We start from the raw sequence: 20,791 nt of genomic DNA, 5'->3' as shown, positions 1-20,791 counted from the left end.
CAAAAGGATAAATTCAGGTGCAAGCTCCACATATTCCGGTACTTTTTTCGCAAACGATCGCAGCATTTTCGCAGCTTGAAGACGGCTATGTTATCGACTGCACGCTAGGCTACGGAGGGCACAGCGAAGGCATTTTAACCGCTAATCCGCACCTTAAACTTATCGCTTGCGACAGAGATGCCGAAGCGATAGAATTTTCGCGCGAGCGGCTTAGTAAATTTAAAGATCGCGTAGAGATTCATAAGGCTAAATTTAGCGAAATTTTAAAAATTCTGCCCGAGCAAAAGCTCCGCGCAGTTCGCGGGATATTAGCCGACATCGGCGTTTCGTCGCTTCAGCTAGATAAAAACTGCCGCGGCTTTTCCACTAAAAGCGACGCGCTGGATATGCGAATGGATGCAGGCGCAGCGCTAGATGCGGCGTATGTCGTAAACAGCTACTCGCAAGCGAATCTGGCGCGCATTTTTCGCGAATACGGCGAGCTAACAAATGCTAACGCAATCGCTGCTAAAATAGCTACTGCACGGGCTAACGCACCACTAACAAGCGCCAAAGCTTTGGCAAATTTAATCGGAACGAAGCCCGTTAAAGGGCGCAGCATCAGCACGGCTACGCTAGCATTTCAGGCGATCCGCATCGAGGTAAACGACGAGCTTGGCGAACTAAAGCGCCTGCTCGCGTTCATTGAGCAAAAATCGCGCGATTCAATTCTAACTAATGTAACTGTCGCTATAATTTCATTCCATTCGCTTGAAGATCGCATAGTAAAGGAGCAATTTAGAGCGTGGGAGCGCGATTGCGTCTGTCCTAGAGAATTTATGCGCTGCGAATGCGGCGGCGGGCATTCGTTAGGTAAAATCCTAACTAAAAGCCCTATAACGACGGATGCGCAGGAACTCGCGCAAAATTCTCGAGCAGCGAGCGCGAAGCTTAGAATTTTTCGGCTAAAATAACCACCTTTGCTTGCTATGAATTTTAAATTTTGACGAAATTTTGTAAAATTTATAGATTTGCAGGCATTAAATTTTAAAATTTTACGGAATTTTGAAATTCAGCTTTCAAAGATTCGCTTTAGAATTTATGATATTTTCAGCGTTACTTCGAACGCGCAATGTCTAAATCATAAAATTTAACGTTGAATTTTACGCTAAATTTAATGTATAATTTTATGAGATTTAGCTGCTGCATATTTTAAAAGCTAAGTGACATCGCAATACAGAACCGAGCGAGAGTTACAATTTGGCGCCTAAAGCAAGCGGCGTAATGCCAAATCTCGCCCTTTGCTTTAACGAAATTTTGTAAGCGAGCAGTAGTTTCATTGACATTTTAATGATAGAGCTTATCTTGCAAATAAATATCTACGCTTAACATTTTAAGGCGCATCGAAGACGCAGTAAAAATTTTAAGCGGTTTTTCAGATGATTTGACAAAATTTTATAAATAGTCAATCTCGGTAAAGTGAGCTCGATTTTTACCTGTCAAAATGAATTTCCCAAGCAGGCGATGCAAATAGGCGAAGCCTTTAGATTTCGCTCGCCAAGATAGAATTTTGCAGATAGATAGCGGGTAAAGTAAATGAAATTTCGCCGCAAATGCAAAAACTGTCAACGTAAAAATTTTAAACTAGACAGCGAGACTCAGCAGATAACTCTGCTGCCGATATAAATTTTGCAAGCCGGCAGCGTATAAAATGGGTAAAAGCAGCATAATCTTGCCCGCTACGGCGGAATTGATCTTTACCTAAATTCCACGAGCCTGCCGGTGCAAAAAACGAGCAAAATTAACGCGATGCTTCTTTTGAAGCTTCTGCTGCTATACAATATCATGCAAAGAGCCAGCCAAATAAACGAAATAGCCCGTTAAAGTGAAATTTTGCTTTTGCTGGCCGAGATATAATTTTGCGAGTTAAGATAAAATTCCATTTACCGAGGTAAAATTGCAAAGAAGAATTTTGCCCGTAACTTTGACTTTTAAATTTCACCTTAACGGCTCATTGCTGGGTACACGCGAGCTGCGGGCTTCGAGCTGAATTTATCTTGACGCAGGCGCCTTGGCGGCGAGTAAAGATAAGATCGTGGTTTTAAATTTATGGAGATTTTAGATGAATAAATATGAATATTTTGCCGACGACGATGACGGGCACGACTTCGCAGGAACATCTGATCTAGCGGGTATAGAGCTTGCGAAAAGACGAGCTATGGAGGATCTGACGGATGAGGAGCTAGAGGATAAGCTTGCCGCAGATCTTTCCGTAAAACGAAACTACGCGGGCGCAGCGGGCGGTTACGACGATTTTACCGGCTTGGAATTCGAAAGTTCAGGCTTTATAAATACCCAAAACTATCTAAATTCCGAAAGCGGCGGAACAAAATTTAATAAAAACAGCAAAGTAAAATTCAAAGGACGTGGCGACGCAAATCTTTCAGCCGCTCGCGGCAGCGATAATTCCAGCGGAGCGAGCTACGGCGATTTCGCAGGTGCCAATTTTACCGGTAAGGTGGATTATGCGGCGTTTGCAGATGCAAGCTTTACAGGCACGCAAAATCAAAATTACGCGGATATGGGCGCGCATGATTATGCAAGCCTTGCCGCAGGGCGCGGTTACGGCAGTTTTGCTGGCGCACAGGACGAGCTACTACGCAACTACGATGCCGAGAAAAAAAAGGAGAAAAATCTCACGCTTTATCAGCTTTTAGTCGTTTATCTGCTGATCGGATTTGCGTTTTTGCTGACGGTGCCGGCGATTTATATCCGCAACGAAATTTATTACATCAGCCGCGACATCGCCGCGCTTCGTACCAAGCACGAGGTTTTGCTTGAGGAAAATCGCGCGCTTAACAACGACATCGAATATCTGCGCTATAAAAATGAAATTTTAGATCCGCAAAGCGTGCAAGAAAATGGGCACTGATGGGATTTTGCTCGCGGCGTTTGCGTTTTTTGCTGCGCTAGTGCTTGCCTTGCTGATCGCGCTCGTGCTGCAAAACCGCCGCATAAGCGATGCAAACTCCGCGCTTAGTGAGCTTTTAAGCGAAAGGCTCACAGCTCAAAGTGCGAGAGCAAATGCCGAGCTTTTTAAGCTAAATCAAAGCCTAAATGACGGCTTTAGTGATAAATTCTATTATCTTAATAGATCCCTGGACGAGGGCTTGCAACGCCAAAACAGCGCACTTAGCGAGAATTTAAGCTCGCTGGATCGTGGCTTTAAGGACATAGCGGAAAATCTAGCGCGAATGAGCGAGCAAAATAAAACTTCGCTTCAGGTGCGTGACGAAATCGCAAGGCTAAACTCGATTTTAGGCAACGTCAAGCTGCGTGGCAACTTCGGTGAGTATCGATTAGAGAGAATTTTATCGATGATTTATGGGCAAAACACCGCATTTTACGAGCTGCAAAAGCACCTACCAAACGGCAGGATTGCGGACTGCGCGCTGCATATCGCAAAAGAAAAAATTCTTTGCATCGACTCAAAATTCCCACTTCAAAGCTATGAAAAGATCATCGCCGCCTCCGCCTCAAACGACGCCGCAGCGCTTGCTAGTGCGGATAAGCAACTCGCCGCTGATATGAAAAAGCACGCCGCAGATATCGCGGAAAAATACATAATACCGCCTCTTAGCACGGAGTTTGCGGTGCTATTCGTGCCCAGCGAAGCGGTTTTCGTCTACGTCTGCGAGAAGCTGCCGCAGGTGCTTGAATACTGCGCGCAAATCGGCATTTTTGCGGCATCACCCACGACGCTACTGGCGCTTTTAGGCACGATCCGAACCTTCGTAAAAGACGAGGCACTCGCGCAAAATATAAAATCGGTAAAAGATGAAATTTACGCACTAAAATCGGACTTTGAGACGCATGCTAAGTATGCGACGGCGCTTCAAACATACGCAGATAAGCTCGCCGCGCAAGCGGAGCTTTTAAACAAAAATGCAAAATCTCTAAAAGCCCGTTTTGAGCGTTTCGGCGAGCTGTAAGGTGGGCAAACCGTCGTACACAACGAGGCTTGGAGTGCTTTAGCAAGCTTGTAATGAGGCAGAATTTCATAGGCAGGCGAGTGGCATTCAATAAATTTACGCCTCGCCTATTTTGCAGATAAATTCCCATTTGAGGCAGATAGATAGATTTAAAACTCAGCTTAACGGATTTGTTAAAATAATAGGCAAAATTTAAAGGCTGTCTGACGCACATAAAATTTGATCGGCTAAATTTCATGGGCGCGCGAGCAGATTCAATCCGCTCAAGCATTAAACGCACGCCCTCATCACGATGTGACAAGATCAATCGATACGCTTTCCGCCCAAGAAATTCAGCGCTGCTATACCGAAACAAAATTTGACGCCACATATTGCATGCGTAAATTTGCGGTCGTGGGCAAATTCTACATTTCAGAGGCGGAATTCATGATTCATGAGCGAAATTTCGTATTTTGGCAAAATTTTAAAAAGCGGCTTATAGGCACTACGAATTTAAGAAAATAGCGCTGCGAGCGGGATTATCCGTTTAGCGCTGAGAAATTTATGGGCGTTGCGCAGATATAATTTCATATTTTGACAAAATTTCAAAAACGATCTGCAAGCGCGCAAAATTAATCTGCAATCCCGAAAGCTCATAAATTTGTATTTTACGGCGACACAAAAACCTCGCGCATTAAAGCGTATCCAAGATAAACATCGCGCTTACTTTGGACGGTTGGTGCGAGCGTAAAGCAAAAACCGCGGCTACTTGCAAACTCAAACCCTTGCTACATATAAACAAGCCAAATAAAATTCTACGCCGAATATTTTTTGTCGCCGTTTGTAAAATTTCAGCGCAATTTAGCTCGCGAAATTTTATCAGCCGCAGCAAGTGGCGTAAATTTTAAAATTTAACTCGCGAAATTTTAAAGTCGTAGCATTCTGAGCGGCTAAATTATCGGTAAAGGCTTTAAGTTCCGCCTCTCATAAAGCTTTAGCTTTTGCATTGCAGGCTTGCAGGCTTTTTAAAATTATCCACCGAGCGGCTTATTTTGTGAATCCGGCGTTTATTCAGAGTAAAATTTCAAAAACGGACGCAAATCTCAAAACGGATGCCGTGTTTAAAAAACAGAAAGATTAGGCGCGCAATCTTACGCGGCGGGAAGATGAAATTTTAAGTTCGACGCGGCGCCAAAACACACAAAATTCTCTTGCAAAATCGCAAAATTCTAAAATTTCTCGACAAAAATCAGAGCCATAGCACTGCAAATTCGCCAAATACCTTCGCGCTAAAAACCCAAAAAACCAGCTGCTATAATCTCAAAAAACCGCGCATCTTAAAATTCTGCGAGTAAACTGAAATTACCAAGCGCCTCAAAGCCGCATACGCAAGCGAAAAAATCGCACTGCACCTTAAAGCTACCCTAACGATCTCATTTTACCGCCTTTATATGCCACGAAAATCTCGCAGCAGGTCAAACCCGAGTAACAGGATTTTTGAGACCTGATTTTACGATCGATCCAAGCGCCTAGGCGCCAATTCAAATCCACTCGATGAAATTATTTATATTGAGGCTGCGAGGCTTAGGCAGACACATAAACAGACATAACAGCCAACTCCACGTGACGGAATTTTTAGTGCGGCTTTGCACCGATCTAATTAATAAATCGTTCGTCGTCCGCCTCGCGGCTAAATTTTGGGGTATTGCTTTGCCACTTTAAGTCACTAATTCAAATCCGCGCGGCTGAATTTTTGAGCGTGACTTCGCGACTTCAAGGCTTCGGGCCGATTCGACTAATAAATTGCGCGCTCCTTAGCCAATGCGCGAGTATGTGGCGCCGTTATACGATTACCGAAACTTGGCGCACCAAGCTAAATGCGAGCATAAATAGGCACCACACTATGCTTCACACCGCGACTTCGTATCGCTAGATCCAAGCGTACGCAATAAATTTTAGACGCTTTCTGCTTCGCGTAAAATTTTCAATATTTTTTAGAGATTTTATAAAATTTTAAGTGCTTTGCACTGCTGCCCGCAGCCATGCTTATACCAAATCACGCTCAATCTGCGCTGCCTATTTATAGGTTGCGCAATTTTTATTGTAGTAGGCGATGGTGCGCTCGTACTCGTCGTAAGTCTGTATATAATCGTTCGCGACGCTTGGGTTTGCATATCGATCCTCGACCGCTAAGAGCTCCGCTTCAAGCTCTTTATAGTGCTCATAAACCTCCGCACAGGCGCGATCGTGGGCGTCACCTTGCAAGATTATAGATTTATCAGCGCCCGCACTCGCGCAGCCTCCGAGCCCTAAAACGACGGCGCAAAGCGCGCTGCATAAGATTAAGCTTTTCAAAATTCTTTCCTTATTCCAAGTAAATAAATTCGGCGTAAAAATAGGTGTGGTTATAAGCCGAGTTCCGTTACAGCGGTCATTTATCTAGACCGATTTTTGCAAATCGGTTCGAGCGAACGGTTCGAATATAAGACGAAACCACCCGTTCTTGCTGCAGGTTGGGTTTGCATTGCCGCTCGTGTCTCCACGCGCGCGGTGGGCTCTTACCCCGCCCTTTCACCCTTACCGCTTGCGCGGCGGTTTGCTTTCTGTTGTACTTTCCCTAGGGTTGCCCCCGGCGTCCGTTAGACGCAACCTTGTCTTATCGCAGCTCGGACTTTCCTCTCCTTGCGGAGCGACCGCACGCCACACCCGAGCGCAATTATAGCTTTTTTGGCTTAAATTTCAGGGCTCGCGGAATTTAAGGATTGAAATTTTACGCCGCGAGTAAGTATAAACTCCCGCCCCTGCACCATTACCTCCGGAGGATGACGACGATAAAGAAGCTAATAAATTAAATCACATCTTTAACAAAAAAGAGCATAAATTAGATGATTTTTAAATAAATTTGAAAATAATCAACAACAAGCTTATAATGCTATAATTAAAGAACTTGAAAGAGATATGGCAAATGGTAAGTTGCTAAATAATTTTACTAATGGCTATAAAGTTAATATTAAAGGCTATGAAATTACTATACGTGGAGTTATAAAAAATGGAAAACCAAAAATCGGAACGATGTTTATCCCTAGATAATTTTACAGATATTGTAAATATCGAAGCTAAAATTATTAAGCTAATAAGTGATGATTTAAGCGATTATGCGCTTTATGAGCAGTTTGAAAATTCAGAAATTACAAAAAGAGAGGTTTCGACAGCCGGATATTATTGCCATTTCGAGTGTAAAAAAATATTAGAAAAAAGCAAAAACAACGGCTTTGTCGGCAATGCAAATTTAACGCTTTCTGGTGAAAACATTGGAGGAGCAATGGTTCTTTTGGAAAATGGAATTTTAAAAATGTTAGAATGCTACTTTTGGGAAGAGAATAATTTTTTTGAAAATATGGTAAACGAGCGATAGTAGATAAAAGACTTAAGCGATTTTAAGCTTAATAATATTTTGCTGGTTATTGACGAAAATAAATTTGGACAACTATAAAAAGGTGAAATTTATCAAATTTCACCTACGGCCGAGCCGAATAAAATTTTAAATTCTATGGTTTAGACAAAGCGTCACGCTTACTGCGATAAAATTTCATAAAATTTCATAAAATTTCATAAAATTTCATAAAATTTCATAAAATTTTATCTACCGCGCAAATTTAAATCCACGCAGCCAAGATTTAAAATTCCGTGCAGCGTGGTGCACCGCGACGTGGCGTGGTTTGGCGTAGGGCGTGGCGCGAGCCCTAAATCCGCGGCGTGGCACGCTACGACGTAGCGCAAGTGCGGCGTGAACCCTATTCTGCAGCATGATGAGGCTCAATCCTCGTCCGTCGCGGCGCCCTCGAATATATCTCGGTGCAAAATTTCTTCCAAAACGACCGTCGCGTAAGAGCCTTTCGGCAGGTAAAAGCTGAAGCTAAAATGCGCGTTTTGCGCATCATAGGCGTGCTGCACGCGCTCCATAAAGCTCCACGCAAACCTGCGCGAGCCGTTCATCTGCGCCTCAAGCTCGCGAGCAGGCGCGAAAATCTCATCTTCAAATCTACCGCCAAGCCCGCTAGCTCGCAACTTCGCTCGCCCGACGATTAGACCTGCGCTCGTGATCTGTCGTCTTGCGAAGCGCTCGCACTCAGCGCCAAGATCGTCGCATCTAAAAAACGCGCCGTGGGGAAAGTGTCCTAAAATCTCGCCCCTTAAAAGCTTAAAAAACTGCGGCTGAGCCGCGATCTCGCGCGCCTCCTCCTTGCTTAGCCCGTAAATTTTAGCAAACTCTCCAAGGCTAAATTCCGCCGCAAATTTTGAAATTTCGACCCGCTTGCTAAGCCAGCGATTGAAAAGCTCGCTCTGATAGGCGCTGATTAGAAAGTCGCGCATTTTGGGGTTTTTAAGCCGCCTCTGTCCGCGCAGCACCTCCTCGCCCTGCGCCGCGTTGTCGCCGAACTTGCCGAAGCGCTGATAGCCGAAATAGTTCGCAAAGCCCTCGCGCCCCAGCGTATCTATCGCAGCTGCGAGCTTGACGGCGTCGGGCGGCAGGACCTTTTTTAGGCGGATGAAAAAGTCGTTGCCCTTAAGATGGCCGATTTTAAGCTTGTTTTTGTGCCTTTGCACGCTTAAAATTTTAAGGCTTTCGTGCGAAAATCCGCCCAGCGCGGGCTCAAATTTAGCAGGCATACTAACGTGCTGCATCGTAAGGCCCTGCTTATCTTTAAGCCCCGCGTAGCCGAACTCGCGCATCTTAGCGCCCGTGCGCTCGCTTAAAATCCGCAGCGCCTCGTGCGTGCTGATGCCCTTTTTTTGTAGCAGCAAAATGCAGTGCTCGCCCTCACCGCTAGGCTCGTAAAGCGGTACTTCGCGCACGACGAAATCGCTTGAGTTTTTACTAAAATGCGCATTTATCGGCGCGTGATTTAGGGTGTATAAATTTTTCATAGCCGGCCTTTGCGTTAATCTAAGGCGCAATTTTATAAAATTGAGCCTAAAAAACTCATTATTAAGGCAAATTCTAGTATCATTCGCCATAAAAAAAGGATAAAAAATGCTAATCAGGCTCTTTCGCTTTGATCCTCGCTGCGACGTCGCAAGCTACTTCAAGCCCTATGTTTATGAAAGCGCGCCCTTTGCCGATCTTGCGGCGCTGCTTGACGACATCTGCGCGCACGATCCCTATTTCAGCGCGCAGGGAGTGGAATTTGTAAAAATCGGCGGCACCACCGTAAGCGTAAAAGAGCCGCTAGATACGCTTATAGCGCACTTTGGAAGCGAGCTAATCATCGCGCCTCTTAGTGAAAAAGAGGCGATTAAAGATCTGCGCTGCGAGCCGCGAGCGTTTTTGGATAAATTTAAAGCCTTTGAGAGCATCGCGGACGTCTCTGATTTCGAGTTTTACAAAAGCCTCGCGCCCTATTTTTACTCGACGAAAATCCCCGCATGCTCACGGGAGTTTTTGGGCAATAGCGCCTTTATCTTCGCGCACCGCCTGATGCAGACGCACCCGAGCGAGCGTATGAGGATTTTGGAGATCATCGAGCCGCAGATGGCGTATTTTACGAAGTGTGACGCCGTGGGGATGGAGTTTGACGATCGCGCGGCATACAGGGCGTTTTGCGATATTTTAAAATACGAGCCCGCGCGCAGCAATAAAATTTTAAGCGCGCAGAGCATGGCGGAATTTGACGCAACGGGCGCGAAGCACAATTTTAGCGGCTTTAATGTCGCCGTGTGGTACGACGAGGCTGCGGAGGAGCTAGCTAGCAGGCTGGGTGCGCAGATCGTGCACTTTGGCTGCGAAGGCGCGCCGCTTGGAGCGCAGATATATGAGCGCGAGCGGGAGTGCGCGCTGCGGCTGGGGGGCGAAATTTTATTTGACGCGTTTGATAGCGGAAGCGACTTTTTACTCCTGAATTCCAAGCTTGCGCTTGATTTTTTAGACGGCAGAAGCGATGAAATTCAAAGGCTTTTCGGTAGAGACCTCGCGGGGTTTTATCTAATTACGACGGATGAACTCATCGCTCTAGCTCGCGGCGAGAGACCCGACTTTTCGGTACGCAAACTAAAGCCGACGCTGATTTAAGCGAACGGGGTTTTAAAATTTATCCTATTACGACGGTAAAATTTTAAATCGACTGCATATTGATGATCGGTATAAAGCAAATAGTTTTCTTAATCGCAGGCAACTTACCCTCTACTATTTTTCTTAGTTCAGCATTTGCTTGTTCTACCGTATAGCCCATATTTCATCCTTTACTTTAAATTTTTGATATAAAAGTTACTTGAATATTTTCTTTTGGGATAATAGATCCTCCATCGCCATATTCATTTAAAATTTCTTTTAAAATATCCACAATCTCTTGCTTTGGTATATCCCCGATATCGCTTCTTATGGATTCTAGATCATAGATTATTTTAAACGGATTATCCGTAATTTTCTTACTAGTATTTTCGTTGTCTATATCTCTTAAATCGATCTCTATATCTTTGCCTTTATAGTGTAAAAGCCATATAACTTCGCCGCTATAATTCATATCTCTTGGATCCCCAATAATAATACTGCGCACTACAAAAAGCCAAATACCTCTTTCTCGATCTATACACCAACTTCTTGAATTTAAGTTAGCCCAATCAAGCTCGCCCTGATGATATTTTTCGCATATATCATTGCTCGGTTTTAGCAAATCGTATTTATCAATATCCTCTTTTGAAATACGCTCTGTAACAAACGCCACCTTATCTCCTTTGCTTTAAATTTTTGATACGAAAGTTACTTGAATATTTTCTTTAGGTACAGAGGTTGTTACGGACACTCCTCCCTTAAACTCATTTAAAATTTCTTTTAAAATATCCACAATCTCGTGTTTTGGTATATTCCCAATATCGCTTCTTATGGATTCTAGCTCATAGATTATTTTGAGAAGCTCTTTATTTGAGAGCGAGCTAAGCTTAAATTTGATATACCTGATAAACCAAAATATAAACGAGTTTTCAAAACTATCCTTGCAATCAAGCGCGTATTTCAAGATATTTTCCTTAAATTTATAAAAATTTGAAAAGCATTATAACCAAACGCTTCTAAAAAATAAATTTTGGGGTAATCTGAAAAACACTTTTAATTAAAATATTAATATTATCATTTAAGTTAAGTTATGATAAAGTTGCGAAACCATTTTGATTCAAAAGGAGAAAAAATGCAATCAACGCTAGGTTCGCGTCGTAGCTTTATCGCTGCGGCAGGTGTTTTTATCGCGGCGACCGCACTCAGGGCCGCTCCGAGTAAATTTGAAAAAACCAAAGGTCCGCGCTACGGCATGGTCATCGATCTCACGCGCTGTATCGGCTGTCAGTCGTGCACGATGAACTGCGCGATGGAAAACAACGTCCAAGCAGGCGCCTTTAGGACGATCGTTTCGGAGTACGAAACTAGCGACAAAGAGGGCAACCACGCCGTTATCGCCTCGCTGCCGCGCCTTTGTAATCACTGCGAAAATCCCGCCTGTATCGACGTTTGTCCGACGGGAGCGAGCTACCAAAGAAGCAACGGCATCGTCAAGGTAGATAGCGCCGAGTGCATCGGCTGCGCGCTTTGCGCCGAGGCCTGTCCGTATCACGCCAGATACCTTAGCTTGCAGACCTACAAGGTCGATAAATGTACTTTCTGCGACCACAGACTGCGCGCGGGCCTGCTACCTGCGTGCGTGGAGACCTGCGTGGGCGGAAGCCGCATAATAGGCGATCTAAACGACGAAAACTCAAATATCAGAAAATTTTTAGCCGCTCACGAGACGATGGTGCTAGACAGTCCGAAAAATACGCACCCGCAGGTCTTTTATCACGGCGTGAGCGAAATTTTGGCTAAGAACGACAAGGAGCTGCTGGCTAAAAACGGCTACAAGCAAGCGATCAGCTGGAGCGAAGAGCTCGCGTTGTAAGGAGAAACGATGAAAAGACGAGAATTTTTAAAAAACGCAGCGATGATCTCGGCTGCGGGCGCGACCGCTGCGGTAGCGGACGACGCGGGAAAAACAAAAGACGACTACAAGCCGCAGGGTAGCTCACTGCAGCCCGAATTTAGCGTAAAAGACGGCAAAATTTCGATGAACGACGGGCATAGCGTGGTGTTTTCGATGTGCCACGGCTGCGTGGCGAAGTGCGGGCTAAGGCTGCACGTGGATGAAAAAGAAGACCGCGTGCTAAGATGCACGGGCAACCCCTATCACCCGCTATCAAACGTGCACTGGGCGAGCTTTGATACCTCGATAAACGACGCGTTGCTAGCGACTACGGCTAGCGGGGAGGACGAGAGACGCGCCACCGTATGCGCTAGAGGCGCGGCGCTACCGGAGATGATAGCTTCGCCTATTAGGATTTTGTCGCCACTAAAGCGAGTAGGCAAAAGAGGCGAGGGCAAGTGGAAAAAGATCAGCTTCGAACAGCTCATAGAGGAGGTCGTCGAGGGCGGGGATCTTTTTGGCGAGGGACACGTGGACGGGCTTAGGGCTATACTCTCAGACGAGCTCATCGACGAGGCAAATCCTGAATACGGTACCAAGCGCAACCAGCTTTTGAGCTTTTATCTCTATGACGGACGCTCGGATATCGTCGATCGCTTTATCAAAAAATCTTTCGGCACCGTAAATCACTACTCGCACGGCGGTATCTGCGGCGGCGGTTTTAGAGTGGGCGGCAAGATCGCGCACAACGCAAAGGGCTTTGCCCACACCAAGCCCGATTACGAAAATTCCAAATTTAGCATCTACTGGGGCACCTCTCCCGCAAACGGCGGAAATCCCTTCCAAAAGCAAGCCAAAATGGTCGCTCACGCAAGAAGCGTAAATGATGGCTTCACCTACGCCGTGATCGATCCTACGGTGACAAACGCCGTCAAATTTGCAGCTTCCGATAAAGGCCGCTGGATCGGCATAAAGCCGGGCACCGACTCCGCGCTCGCTATGGCGATGATACGCTGGATCATCGAAAACGAAAAATACGCCGCAAACTACCTCATGCAGCCAAATTTTGAGCAGGCAAAGCTAGCGGGCGAGATACACTGGTGCAACGCCACCCACCTAGTCATCACGCAAAAAGGCCACGCAAACTACGGCAAATTTGCGCTTGCGGGCGACGAATGGCAGGTCTGCTCGCAAAGCGGCAAAATCCAAAGCTACAAGATAAACGAGCCCGCCAAACTCTACTACGAGGGTAAAATTTTACTGGGCGGCGAGGAGGTCGAGGTCAAAAGCTCGATGCAGCTACTAAAAGAGTCGGCCTATAAACACAGCCTCGAGGAGTACTCTAAAATTTGCGGCGTGAGCGTGGAGGATATATTGTGGCTATGCGAAAATTTCACCAAAAACGGCAGGCAGGTCAGCACCAACGTCCACGGCGGCATGATGCACACGCAAGCGGCGATGAGCACGTACGCGATATTTTGCCTAAACACGCTTATGGGCACATACGGCTACAAAGGCGGTAGCGTAAACGCAAGCGCCGGCACTCACGAGTTTTTAAAAGGCAGATACGATCTGGAAAGCTTCGAGGGCGCATACAAGCCAAACGGGTTAAATTTATCCCGCTCGGGTAAGTATTACGAAACTAGTTCGGAGTTTAAGCGCAAGCTCGCAGCTGGCGGCAGCGGCTATCCGGCGCAGCAGCCGTGGTATCCTATCTCGATGCCGCTGGTAAACGAAACGCTCACTAGCCACGCCGCTGGCTACCCGTACAAGGTAAAAGCGCTCATAAACTACATGACGAACGTGATCTACGGACAGGCGGGGCTCGAGGTTGCGGTGCTTGACGCGCTAAAAGATAGCAAAAGCTTGCCGCTTTTCATAGGTATCGACGCCTTTATGAACGAGACCAACGCCTACGCCGACTACATCGTACCGGACGGGCTAAATCTCGAAAACTGGGCGCTTCCAAACTCGCTCTGGGGCACGATAGCTAAAACCTCCGTTGTGCGCTATCCGGCCGTCGCCGCTAAACAAGACCGCGCCGCAGACGGCACGCCAATCGACGTGGAGGCCTTTTATATCGCGGTGGCAAAGAGGCTCGGGCTCAAAGGATTTGGCAAGGGCGCCTTTAAGGACAAGGACGGAAAGCTGATGGATCTGGATACGAAGGAGCAGTATTACGCTGCGGCGCTGGCAAATTTGGCCTTTGACGGTGCGGGCGTGAAGGATATCAGCAAAGAGGATCTAAAGCTAAGTAAAATTTCAAAAACTATGGCGATCCTCGATCCGTTTTTAAAAGACGAGGAAAAGCCAAAGGTCGCGCACGTGCTGGCAAAGGGCGGTAGATTTGACGATTATGAAAGCGCGTATGCGGGCGATAAAATGACGGTAAAAGTGCCCGCCGCTACGCCTGCTGCGATCTACTACGAGCCTCTTGGCGGACATAGGCACTCGATCACGGGCGAGTACATGCCTGGCACTCCTAGCCTCGCTCTGCCTGTGGCCAGCGACGGCACTCCGCTAGAAAAGTACTTCCCAAAATCAGAGTGGAAATACCTCGTAAGCTCGCGCAAATCAAACATCCAGCACTACTACACGATCGTAAGCCCAAAGCTGCGGGCGATACATCCGAAAAATTTCGTCAGGATCGCGCAGGACGTGGCTGGCGAGCAGGGTATCAAGACGGGCGATACGGTCAAGATCACGACGCCGTATGGCTCGCAAACGGGCGAGGCCTTCGTAACAAACGGCGTCGCTAGCGGCGTCATCAGCCTCGAGCACGGCTTTGGGCACGATGAGTTCGGCGCTAGGACACACTTCGTAGACGGCGAGCCCGTCTTTAGGCTGGAGGGCGCCGAGGGCGGGCTCAATCACAATAAGCTTGGTCTGCTCGATCCGAAAAGGGAGGGTAAATTTAGTCTCAACGATTGGCTGGTGGGCACCTGCGCCAGACAGGCGCTACCTGCGAAAATAAGTAAAATTTAAACGGCTCGGCGACGGCTCGGGTTTTTACAGCCGCCGCGTCAAATGGAATTTCAGCGAGGCTTTTTGCTTCGGGTCGCTGCGTTATAGGCGGCCTGCGGCGTCGCGGTTTTTGGTTAAAATTTGCTAGTTTTTTGCTTGCGCTACAGGCAACTTCCCCTCTACTATTTTTCTTAATTCAGCATTTGCTTGTTCTACCGTATAGCCCATATTCTATCCTTTTCTTTAAATTTTTGATATGAAAGTTACTCGAATATTTTCTTTAGGTACAGAGCTTGTTATAACCTCTCCCCCCTTAAACTCATTTAAAATTTCTTTTAAAATATCTACAATCTCCTGCTTTGTTATATCCCCAAGATCGCTTCTTATAGATTCCAGTTCATATATTAGTATAAACGGATTATCCGTATCTTTTTTACCTGTATATTCATTATGTATATTCCTCAGATCGATCTCTATATCTTTACCCTTGTAGTGCAAGATCCATATATCTTCGCCGCTATAGTTCATATCTCTAGGATCCCCGATAGTGATACTGCGTACTACAAAAAGCCAAATACCTCTTTCTCGATCTATGCACCAATCTCTCGAATTTAAATCTACCCAATCAAGCTCACCCTGATAATACTTATTGCATATCTCATTGCACGGTTTTAGCAAATCGTATTTCTCGACATCCTCTTTTGAAATTTCCTCTATAACAAACGCCATTCTCTCCTCCTTAAGAATTAAAATTTTAAGACTGCTTGCGGGTTGCCGCCGTCTTTTGCTCTTGCGACAAATCGTTTAGCCATTTGCGCAAATGGCTAAATATACGCTAAATTCCACATCTTGCCGCGCCGCGTAAATTTTAAAATTTCGCCGTCCGCGCGCACGAACGAAATTTTAAAATTCCACGCCGCAAATCAAAGCGCAAATAAACGCGCTAGCGCACAGAAATCGCGCGAACTAACAAAAGTCGCGTTCTAATCTCGGTGGTAAATTTATAAATTCCGCCTACGCTTCGGCGGTTTCGTTTTCGTCGATTACGGCTTGCATCGTGTCTCTGGCGTGCTGCAGCCAATCTTTATCGCTCGTGTCGAGCAGGTCTAGGTAGATGATTTTGACGTGTCCGCTGTGGACGGTGAAATCGTGAGAGTTTGCGATGTGCTGCGTGCCGATGAGCACCACGGGCTGGACGCGCAGACCGAGCTTGCTAACGATCGCTTTGGCGCCGCTTTGAAATTGCAAAAGCTGCGTGCCGCGATGTCTGGTGCCCTCGGGAAACATCGTGATGACGCGCCCTTCGCTCACGCGCTGCTGCACTTCGTGCACGATCCGCACCAGATCGCGCGGATTTGAGCGATCGACTTGGATCATCTTCGGAAGCGTGATGATTTTACCGATGATAGGGATGTCGGCGATCTCTTTTTTGGCGATCCAGCAGATATCGCCGGGATGGGTCTCTTCGAGCACGACGATATCCATTATGCTTTGGTGATTGGCGATTACTAGCTGCGCGCGCGGATCGGGAGTACCTACGATCTGGATATCGTACCCGATGCCATAGCGCTGGAAGCGCCCCCAAATGCGGCGAAAGCGGCGATGAGATGAGTTTTTCACCGCCATGGCGATCACGACGCAAACGACTGTAAAAATAAACCAAATCGCGTAAAATAACGCTCTAATCCTTGCTAAGCTCATCTTTTTTAACCCAGCCGATCTTGTTACCGCCCAGCATGATTTTATAAAATTCCTTATTAGTGCCTAAAATTTCAACCTTTTCGGCATTTTTGGTTACATAAAACACGGTGGAGCTTTGCATAGGCAGAATTCTAACCGGAGAATTTTGCGCGATACTGCCCGTGCCGTAAGGCCTTTGCGCATAGAAATTTACCGCCAAAATCAGCACTGCAAAGATGAGCGGCGTGATATTTTTACTAAGCAGAAACATCACCAAAAGCACGGCAGCTAGCGTGTAGATCGCGATCTGCTTGTAGGCTTCGAACTTGCTCTCTTTCGGATTTAGACCGATCTGCGTGCTAAGATCCTCGGCGCGCGGATTGAGTTCAAGCCCGAAATTTTCAAATTTTTTCGTCTGGAGATTGAAATAGCTGAAGTCTAAATTTGTGATATTTTTATCTACGACGGCGAAATAATATCCGCTCTGACTTGCGTATGTGCCGCGTACGGAGTCCACACCCTGCTTGATAATGGCTGGATTATCGATACTAAAAGCGCTGATTGCGCCGTTTCGGATACCAAGATCGAGCGTGAGTAAATTTGAAGCGTCGTCAAATTTTGTAGTTTTGTAGTTTTTAAGTTTCAGCTCGTCGGCTACGATATGCGAAAAATTAGGCTTCGTATCAAGCTTCATAAATTCCGGATTATCAGGTTTGATAGAGCTTTTTTCAAAAAATTCTCCGTTGCGCTGCAAGGTCAAAACGAGCTCATTTATCTTATCGCTCTTATCGCTTGCCGCAAACCACAGCGTCGTCTCAAACATCTCGTCACCCTCAATCCACGTAAGATTGTCGGCATTAAGCCACTTCATACCATTGGTGCGGCTGATCTCTAGCTTTGGCTTAACGGTGATTTTCTGCCCCAAATATACGGCGAAATCAATCTTAAAAATTTGATTGCAATACACCTTTCTAGGCATCCCGCTAGCTTTTAGCGTAAGCTCTTTGGGCTTAATGTCCTGATAGACCTTATCGTCGGATACGTCCAGATCGACTTCGTTAGTAGGCGCCAGAGCCTTAAGATCGTCGATGCTTAGATTATCCATCGACATAACCTCTTTTTTATTATACTTCAGCATCACCTTGGAATTATCGCGCGTCTGCGGCTCGTCGGGCTTATCCTCAGCTTTTTTCGGCGCATATTTACTTAGATCGTCAAGCGAATCGATCTCAATCTCCGGCGCAGCAAACGCAAGCGTACAGACACCTAAAATAGTAAGAATTTTTTTTAGCAAATTAAGCCTTTTAGCATTTTCTCTCCGTCCGTGCCGCCCAAAATAGGCTCTATCGCGCGCTCAGGATGCGGCATCAGGCCGAAAATCTTTTTGTTTTTATCGCAAATCCCTGCGATTGCGTCCACTGAGCCGTTTGGATTTAGATCCGCGCCGTTTGCGTCGCAGTATTTCAAAAGCACGCAGTCCTCGTCGTATAGCGCTTTTAGCGTATCCGCAGGCGCATAATAGTTTCCCTCGCCATGCGCGATCGGGATATTTAAAATTTCGCCCTTATCGCAACAGTGCAGAAATTTATTATCGTTTGAAACGACGTGCAGATTGTGAAATTTTGAGATAAAGCTTAAATTTATATTTTTATTCATCGCGCCTGCGAGCAAGCCTAGCTCCAAAAGCATTTGAAAGCCATTACAGATGCCTAAGATATAGCCGCCGCGCGCAGCATGAGCGAGAACCGCCTTCATCACCGGGCTAAATTTAGCAATCGCCGCGGTTCGCAGATAATCTCCGTGGCTAAAGCCGCCAGGAAGCACGATCAGTTCGGCATTTATGTCGGTTTCTTTATGCCAGATTATCTGCGTTTCGCAACCAAGCTTATCAAAGGCGTATTTGCTGTCGCGCTCGCAGTTGGTGCCGGGGAAATTGACGATCGCTACCTTCATATCACGATCTCGTAGTCTTCGATGACGGTGTTTGCCAAAATTTCATCGCACATTCTAGCGACGTCGGCGTAAATTTTATCCCTATCCTCGCCATTTATATCAAGTACGATCTGTTTGGCTACGCGCACATCTCGCACGCCGCTAAATCCAAGCGAAGCGAGGGCGTGCAAAACCGCCTTGCCCTGCGGATCTAGCACGCCCTGCTTAAGCCTTACGTTTACGATCACCTTCATCGCTTATCCTAAAATTCTACGCAAGACCTCTTCGTAGGCCACTTTTACGCTACCAAGATCCTGCCTGAATACGTCCTTATCGAGCTTTTTGTCGGTCTGTTTGTCCCAAAAGCGGCAGCTATCGGGGCTGATCTCATCTGCAAGCAGGATATTGCCGTCCTTATCTCTGCCAAGCTCGATCTTGAAATCCACGAGCTTTAAATTTCGCTCATCAAAAAATTTAATCAAGATTTCATTGATCTTGCGCGCGATCTTTTTGAGCTCGTCAAGCTCGCTTTGGCTCTTTACGGCGCCGAGCAGCAAGCAATGCTCGTCATTTAGTATCGGATCGCCCAACTCATCGTCTTTATAGCAAAACTCCACCAGCGTAAACGGAAGCTTCGTGCCCTCTTTGATGCCCAGGCGCTTTGTAAGCGAGCCGGTGGCGATATTACGAGCGATGATTTCAAGAGGGAAAATTTTACATTTTTTCACGAGCTGCTCGGTCGGACTGATCGTCTCAACAAGCGCGGTGGCGATGCCGTGCTTTTTAAGCAGATCAAAAATCAGCGTCGAAATTTTACAATTCAGCGCGCCTTTGCCGCTCTCTTCGGCTTTTTTGACGCCGTTAAACGCCGTCAGCGAATCTTTAAATTCCGAGATCAAAAGGTCGTCACTTTCGTTAACCGACCACATCTTTTTGCCCTTGCCTTCGTAGATGAGCTCTTTTTTGGTAGCTTGCATCACACTCTCCTTACTTGATGTTTAGAATTTTTATCGCGTCTATTGCGGTTTTCAACTGGATATCGTTATTAATCTGCTCTGCTGTGATGAAATTTTTCTCATCCTTTTTCTGAGCATCTTTTTTCTTGGTCTCGACCTTGGCTAACTCGCCTTGCAAATGCTTTTTAAGATCAGCTTCTTTTAGCGAGAATTCATCCTCGTCGCGGCTTGGCACCTTGCCCGGCGCCACTATGAGATCAGGCGTCACGCCCACCGCTTGGATGGTGCGACCGCTTGAGAGATAGTAACGCGCTATGGTTAGTCGCAGAGCTTCTTTATCCTCTATCGGCAGGATCACCTGCACGCTTCCCTTGCCAAAAGTTTTTTCACCAACTAACACGGCGCGCTTTAGATCCTGAAGCGATCCGCTTACAATCTCGCTTGCGCTTGCGCTGCCGCCATTAACCAAAACCACAAGCGGTAGATCGGTGATCTTCTTTTTAGGATCGGCGTTATGTGCTTCGGTTTCGTTTTTCGCACGCCCTTTTTGAGAGACGATAAGACCTTTGCTTACGAATAAATTTACAAGCCCGATCGCCTGATCTAAAAGCCCGCCCGGATTGTTTCGCAGATCCAAAATAATGCCCTTGGCGTCTCTATGCTCTTTTATAAATTTGCTCGCATCCGGAACTACGTGCTGATCGAAATTTGTAACGCGCAGATATAAAATTTTATCATCCTCGATCATCTTGGCATAGACCGATTCCACTTTGATTATGTCGCGGATAATCTCGACGTCAAAAGGCTTGCTAACACCCTTGCGCACGATCGTTAGAGTGATTTTAGTTTTCGGCTTGCCGCGCATTTTTGAGACCGCATCGTCGATCGTGATGCCGAAGGTCGCGTTGCCGTCGATACGCAAGATCACGTCGTTAGCCTGAATGCCTTTCTTGTCGGCAGGAGTGCCCTCGATAGGCGAGATGACGGTCAGAGCGCCGTCTTTCATACCCACCTGAATTCCAAGCCCGCCGAACTCGCCTTCGGTCTGGACTTTCGTGTCGTTAAACGCCTTTTCGTCCATGTAGCTTGAGTGTGCGTCGAGATTATTCATAAGCCCCGAGATCGTCTTGTCCACAAGCTCCGAGAAGCTCATCTCATCGACATAATTGTTTTCGACGATCGCAAGCGTTTTGGTAAGCTTAGCTAGTGCCTCCAGACGCGTTTTTTCGCTGTCTGGTTTTTTAGTCGCATTGACCTCTCTGGCTTGTAAATTTCCGGTAAAAAAACTAACGCCTAAAAATAAAGAGAAAATAAATCCCAAGCCGAAGAAGAGGTGTTTTTGTCGCAAAGTTTATCCTTGAAAGTA

At 46.4% G+C, this 20,791-nt stretch carries 18 protein-coding genes and 1 other RNA gene; 7 read left to right on the top strand and 12 right to left on the bottom strand.

The window, feature by feature from the left end; genetic code table 11:
- Positions 1-17: 17 nt before the first annotated feature.
- The 3 genes from rsmH to Q0144_RS07445 all read left to right on the top strand — a co-directional run bounded on the left by rsmH (position 18) and on the right by Q0144_RS07445 (position 3,971).
- Positions 18-953, top strand: a complete 936-nt coding sequence (rsmH, locus tag Q0144_RS07455) for a 16S rRNA (cytosine(1402)-N(4))-methyltransferase RsmH (protein WP_298062952.1) — start codon at positions 18-20, stop codon at positions 951-953.
- Between the two features lie 1,148 nt (positions 954-2,101).
- Positions 2,102-2,911, top strand: coding sequence for a hypothetical protein (locus tag Q0144_RS10585; RefSeq protein ID WP_314234717.1), 810 nt, complete (start codon positions 2,102-2,104; stop codon positions 2,909-2,911).
- The gene (locus Q0144_RS07445) at positions 2,901-3,971 is read left to right on the top strand and encodes a DNA recombination protein RmuC (protein ID WP_298062950.1); all 1,071 of its coding nucleotides are present in this window, start codon (positions 2,901-2,903) and stop codon (positions 3,969-3,971) included. Before Q0144_RS10585 ends, Q0144_RS07445 begins: the two co-directional genes overlap by 11 nt.
- Positions 3,972-6,026: 2,055 nt before the next feature.
- On the opposite strand, the gene Q0144_RS07440 is transcribed toward Q0144_RS07445, so the two are convergent.
- Positions 6,027-6,305, bottom strand: a complete 279-nt coding sequence (locus tag Q0144_RS07440; protein ID WP_298062949.1) for a hypothetical protein — start codon at positions 6,303-6,305, stop codon at positions 6,027-6,029.
- Positions 6,306-6,342: 37 nt separating this feature from the next.
- Positions 6,343-6,659: RNase P RNA component class A (rnpB, locus tag Q0144_RS07435), an RNA gene on the bottom strand.
- A gap of 340 nt (positions 6,660-6,999) precedes the next feature.
- Between rnpB and Q0144_RS07430 the strand changes: the two genes are divergently transcribed.
- On the top strand, positions 7,000-7,365 hold the full coding sequence (locus Q0144_RS07430; RefSeq protein ID WP_298062947.1) for a hypothetical protein: 366 nt from the start codon (positions 7,000-7,002) through the stop codon (positions 7,363-7,365).
- A 401-nt stretch (positions 7,366-7,766) separates the two neighbouring features.
- Here Q0144_RS07430 and truD read toward each other — a convergent pair whose 3' ends face one another.
- Positions 7,767-8,879 carry a tRNA pseudouridine(13) synthase TruD gene (gene truD, locus Q0144_RS07425; protein WP_298062945.1) on the bottom strand — a complete coding sequence of 371 codons (1,113 nt, stop codon included), beginning with the start codon at positions 8,877-8,879 and terminating at the stop codon, positions 7,767-7,769.
- A 106-nt stretch (positions 8,880-8,985) separates the two neighbouring features.
- On the opposite strand from truD, the gene Q0144_RS07420 reads away from it, so the two are divergent.
- Entirely contained in the window at positions 8,986-10,020 is a 1,035-nt protein-coding gene (locus Q0144_RS07420) for a hypothetical protein (RefSeq protein ID WP_298062943.1), read from the top strand.
- Between the two features lie 175 nt (positions 10,021-10,195).
- Here the strand turns inward: Q0144_RS07420 and Q0144_RS07415 are convergent, their stop codons facing one another.
- A complete protein-coding gene (locus Q0144_RS07415; protein ID WP_298062941.1) occupies positions 10,196-10,672 on the bottom strand; it encodes a hypothetical protein in 477 nt (158 codons plus the stop codon).
- 15 nt (positions 10,673-10,687) lie between these two features.
- A complete protein-coding gene (locus Q0144_RS10580) occupies positions 10,688-10,963 on the bottom strand; it encodes a hypothetical protein (protein WP_366111398.1) in 276 nt (91 codons plus the stop codon).
- 168 nt (positions 10,964-11,131) lie between these two features.
- On the opposite strand from Q0144_RS10580, the gene dsrO reads away from it, so the two are divergent.
- Complete coding sequence (dsrO, locus tag Q0144_RS07405) at positions 11,132-11,872, top strand: sulfate reduction electron transfer complex DsrMKJOP subunit DsrO (RefSeq protein ID WP_298062939.1); 741 nt, start codon at positions 11,132-11,134, stop codon at positions 11,870-11,872.
- A 9-nt stretch (positions 11,873-11,881) separates the two neighbouring features.
- Positions 11,882-14,878: a molybdopterin-dependent oxidoreductase gene (locus Q0144_RS07400; RefSeq protein ID WP_298062938.1), complete on the top strand. Its 2,997-nt coding sequence runs from the start codon at positions 11,882-11,884 to the stop codon at positions 14,876-14,878.
- A gap of 222 nt (positions 14,879-15,100) precedes the next feature.
- Here the strand turns inward: Q0144_RS07400 and Q0144_RS07395 are convergent, their stop codons facing one another.
- The 7 genes from Q0144_RS07395 to Q0144_RS07365 form a co-directional block, all read right to left on the bottom strand.
- Positions 15,101-15,586, bottom strand: coding sequence for a hypothetical protein (locus Q0144_RS07395; protein WP_298062936.1), 486 nt, complete (start codon positions 15,584-15,586; stop codon positions 15,101-15,103).
- Between the two features lie 285 nt (positions 15,587-15,871).
- Positions 15,872-16,558 carry a lysophospholipid acyltransferase family protein gene (locus tag Q0144_RS07390; RefSeq protein WP_298062934.1) on the bottom strand — a complete coding sequence of 229 codons (687 nt, stop codon included), beginning with the start codon at positions 16,556-16,558 and terminating at the stop codon, positions 15,872-15,874.
- Positions 16,539-17,831 (bottom strand): SH3 domain-containing protein, encoded by a 1,293-nt coding sequence (locus tag Q0144_RS07385; RefSeq protein ID WP_298062932.1) that lies wholly within the window; start codon positions 17,829-17,831, stop codon positions 16,539-16,541. Before Q0144_RS07385 ends, Q0144_RS07390 begins: the two co-directional genes overlap by 20 nt.
- Positions 17,825-18,490 (bottom strand): phosphoribosylformylglycinamidine synthase subunit PurQ, encoded by a 666-nt coding sequence (gene purQ / locus Q0144_RS07380; RefSeq protein WP_298062930.1) that lies wholly within the window; start codon positions 18,488-18,490, stop codon positions 17,825-17,827. Before purQ ends, Q0144_RS07385 begins: the two co-directional genes overlap by 7 nt.
- Complete coding sequence (gene purS / locus Q0144_RS07375; protein ID WP_298062928.1) at positions 18,487-18,723, bottom strand: phosphoribosylformylglycinamidine synthase subunit PurS; 237 nt, start codon at positions 18,721-18,723, stop codon at positions 18,487-18,489. The genes purQ and purS overlap by 4 nt, the downstream gene beginning before the upstream one ends.
- Positions 18,724-18,726: 3 nt before the next feature.
- Positions 18,727-19,446, bottom strand: a complete 720-nt coding sequence (gene purC, locus Q0144_RS07370; RefSeq protein ID WP_297882374.1) for a phosphoribosylaminoimidazolesuccinocarboxamide synthase — start codon at positions 19,444-19,446, stop codon at positions 18,727-18,729.
- A gap of 10 nt (positions 19,447-19,456) precedes the next feature.
- A complete protein-coding gene (locus tag Q0144_RS07365; RefSeq protein WP_314235025.1) occupies positions 19,457-20,746 on the bottom strand; it encodes a S41 family peptidase in 1,290 nt (429 codons plus the stop codon).
- Positions 20,747-20,791: the final 45 nt, after the last annotated feature.

It is taken from the genome of uncultured Campylobacter sp. (assembly GCF_938045345.1).
Classification (GTDB): domain Bacteria; phylum Campylobacterota; class Campylobacteria; order Campylobacterales; family Campylobacteraceae; genus Campylobacter_B.
Note: the sequence above shows the minus strand (reverse complement) of the source record. Positions and strands in the feature narration are given on the sequence as shown.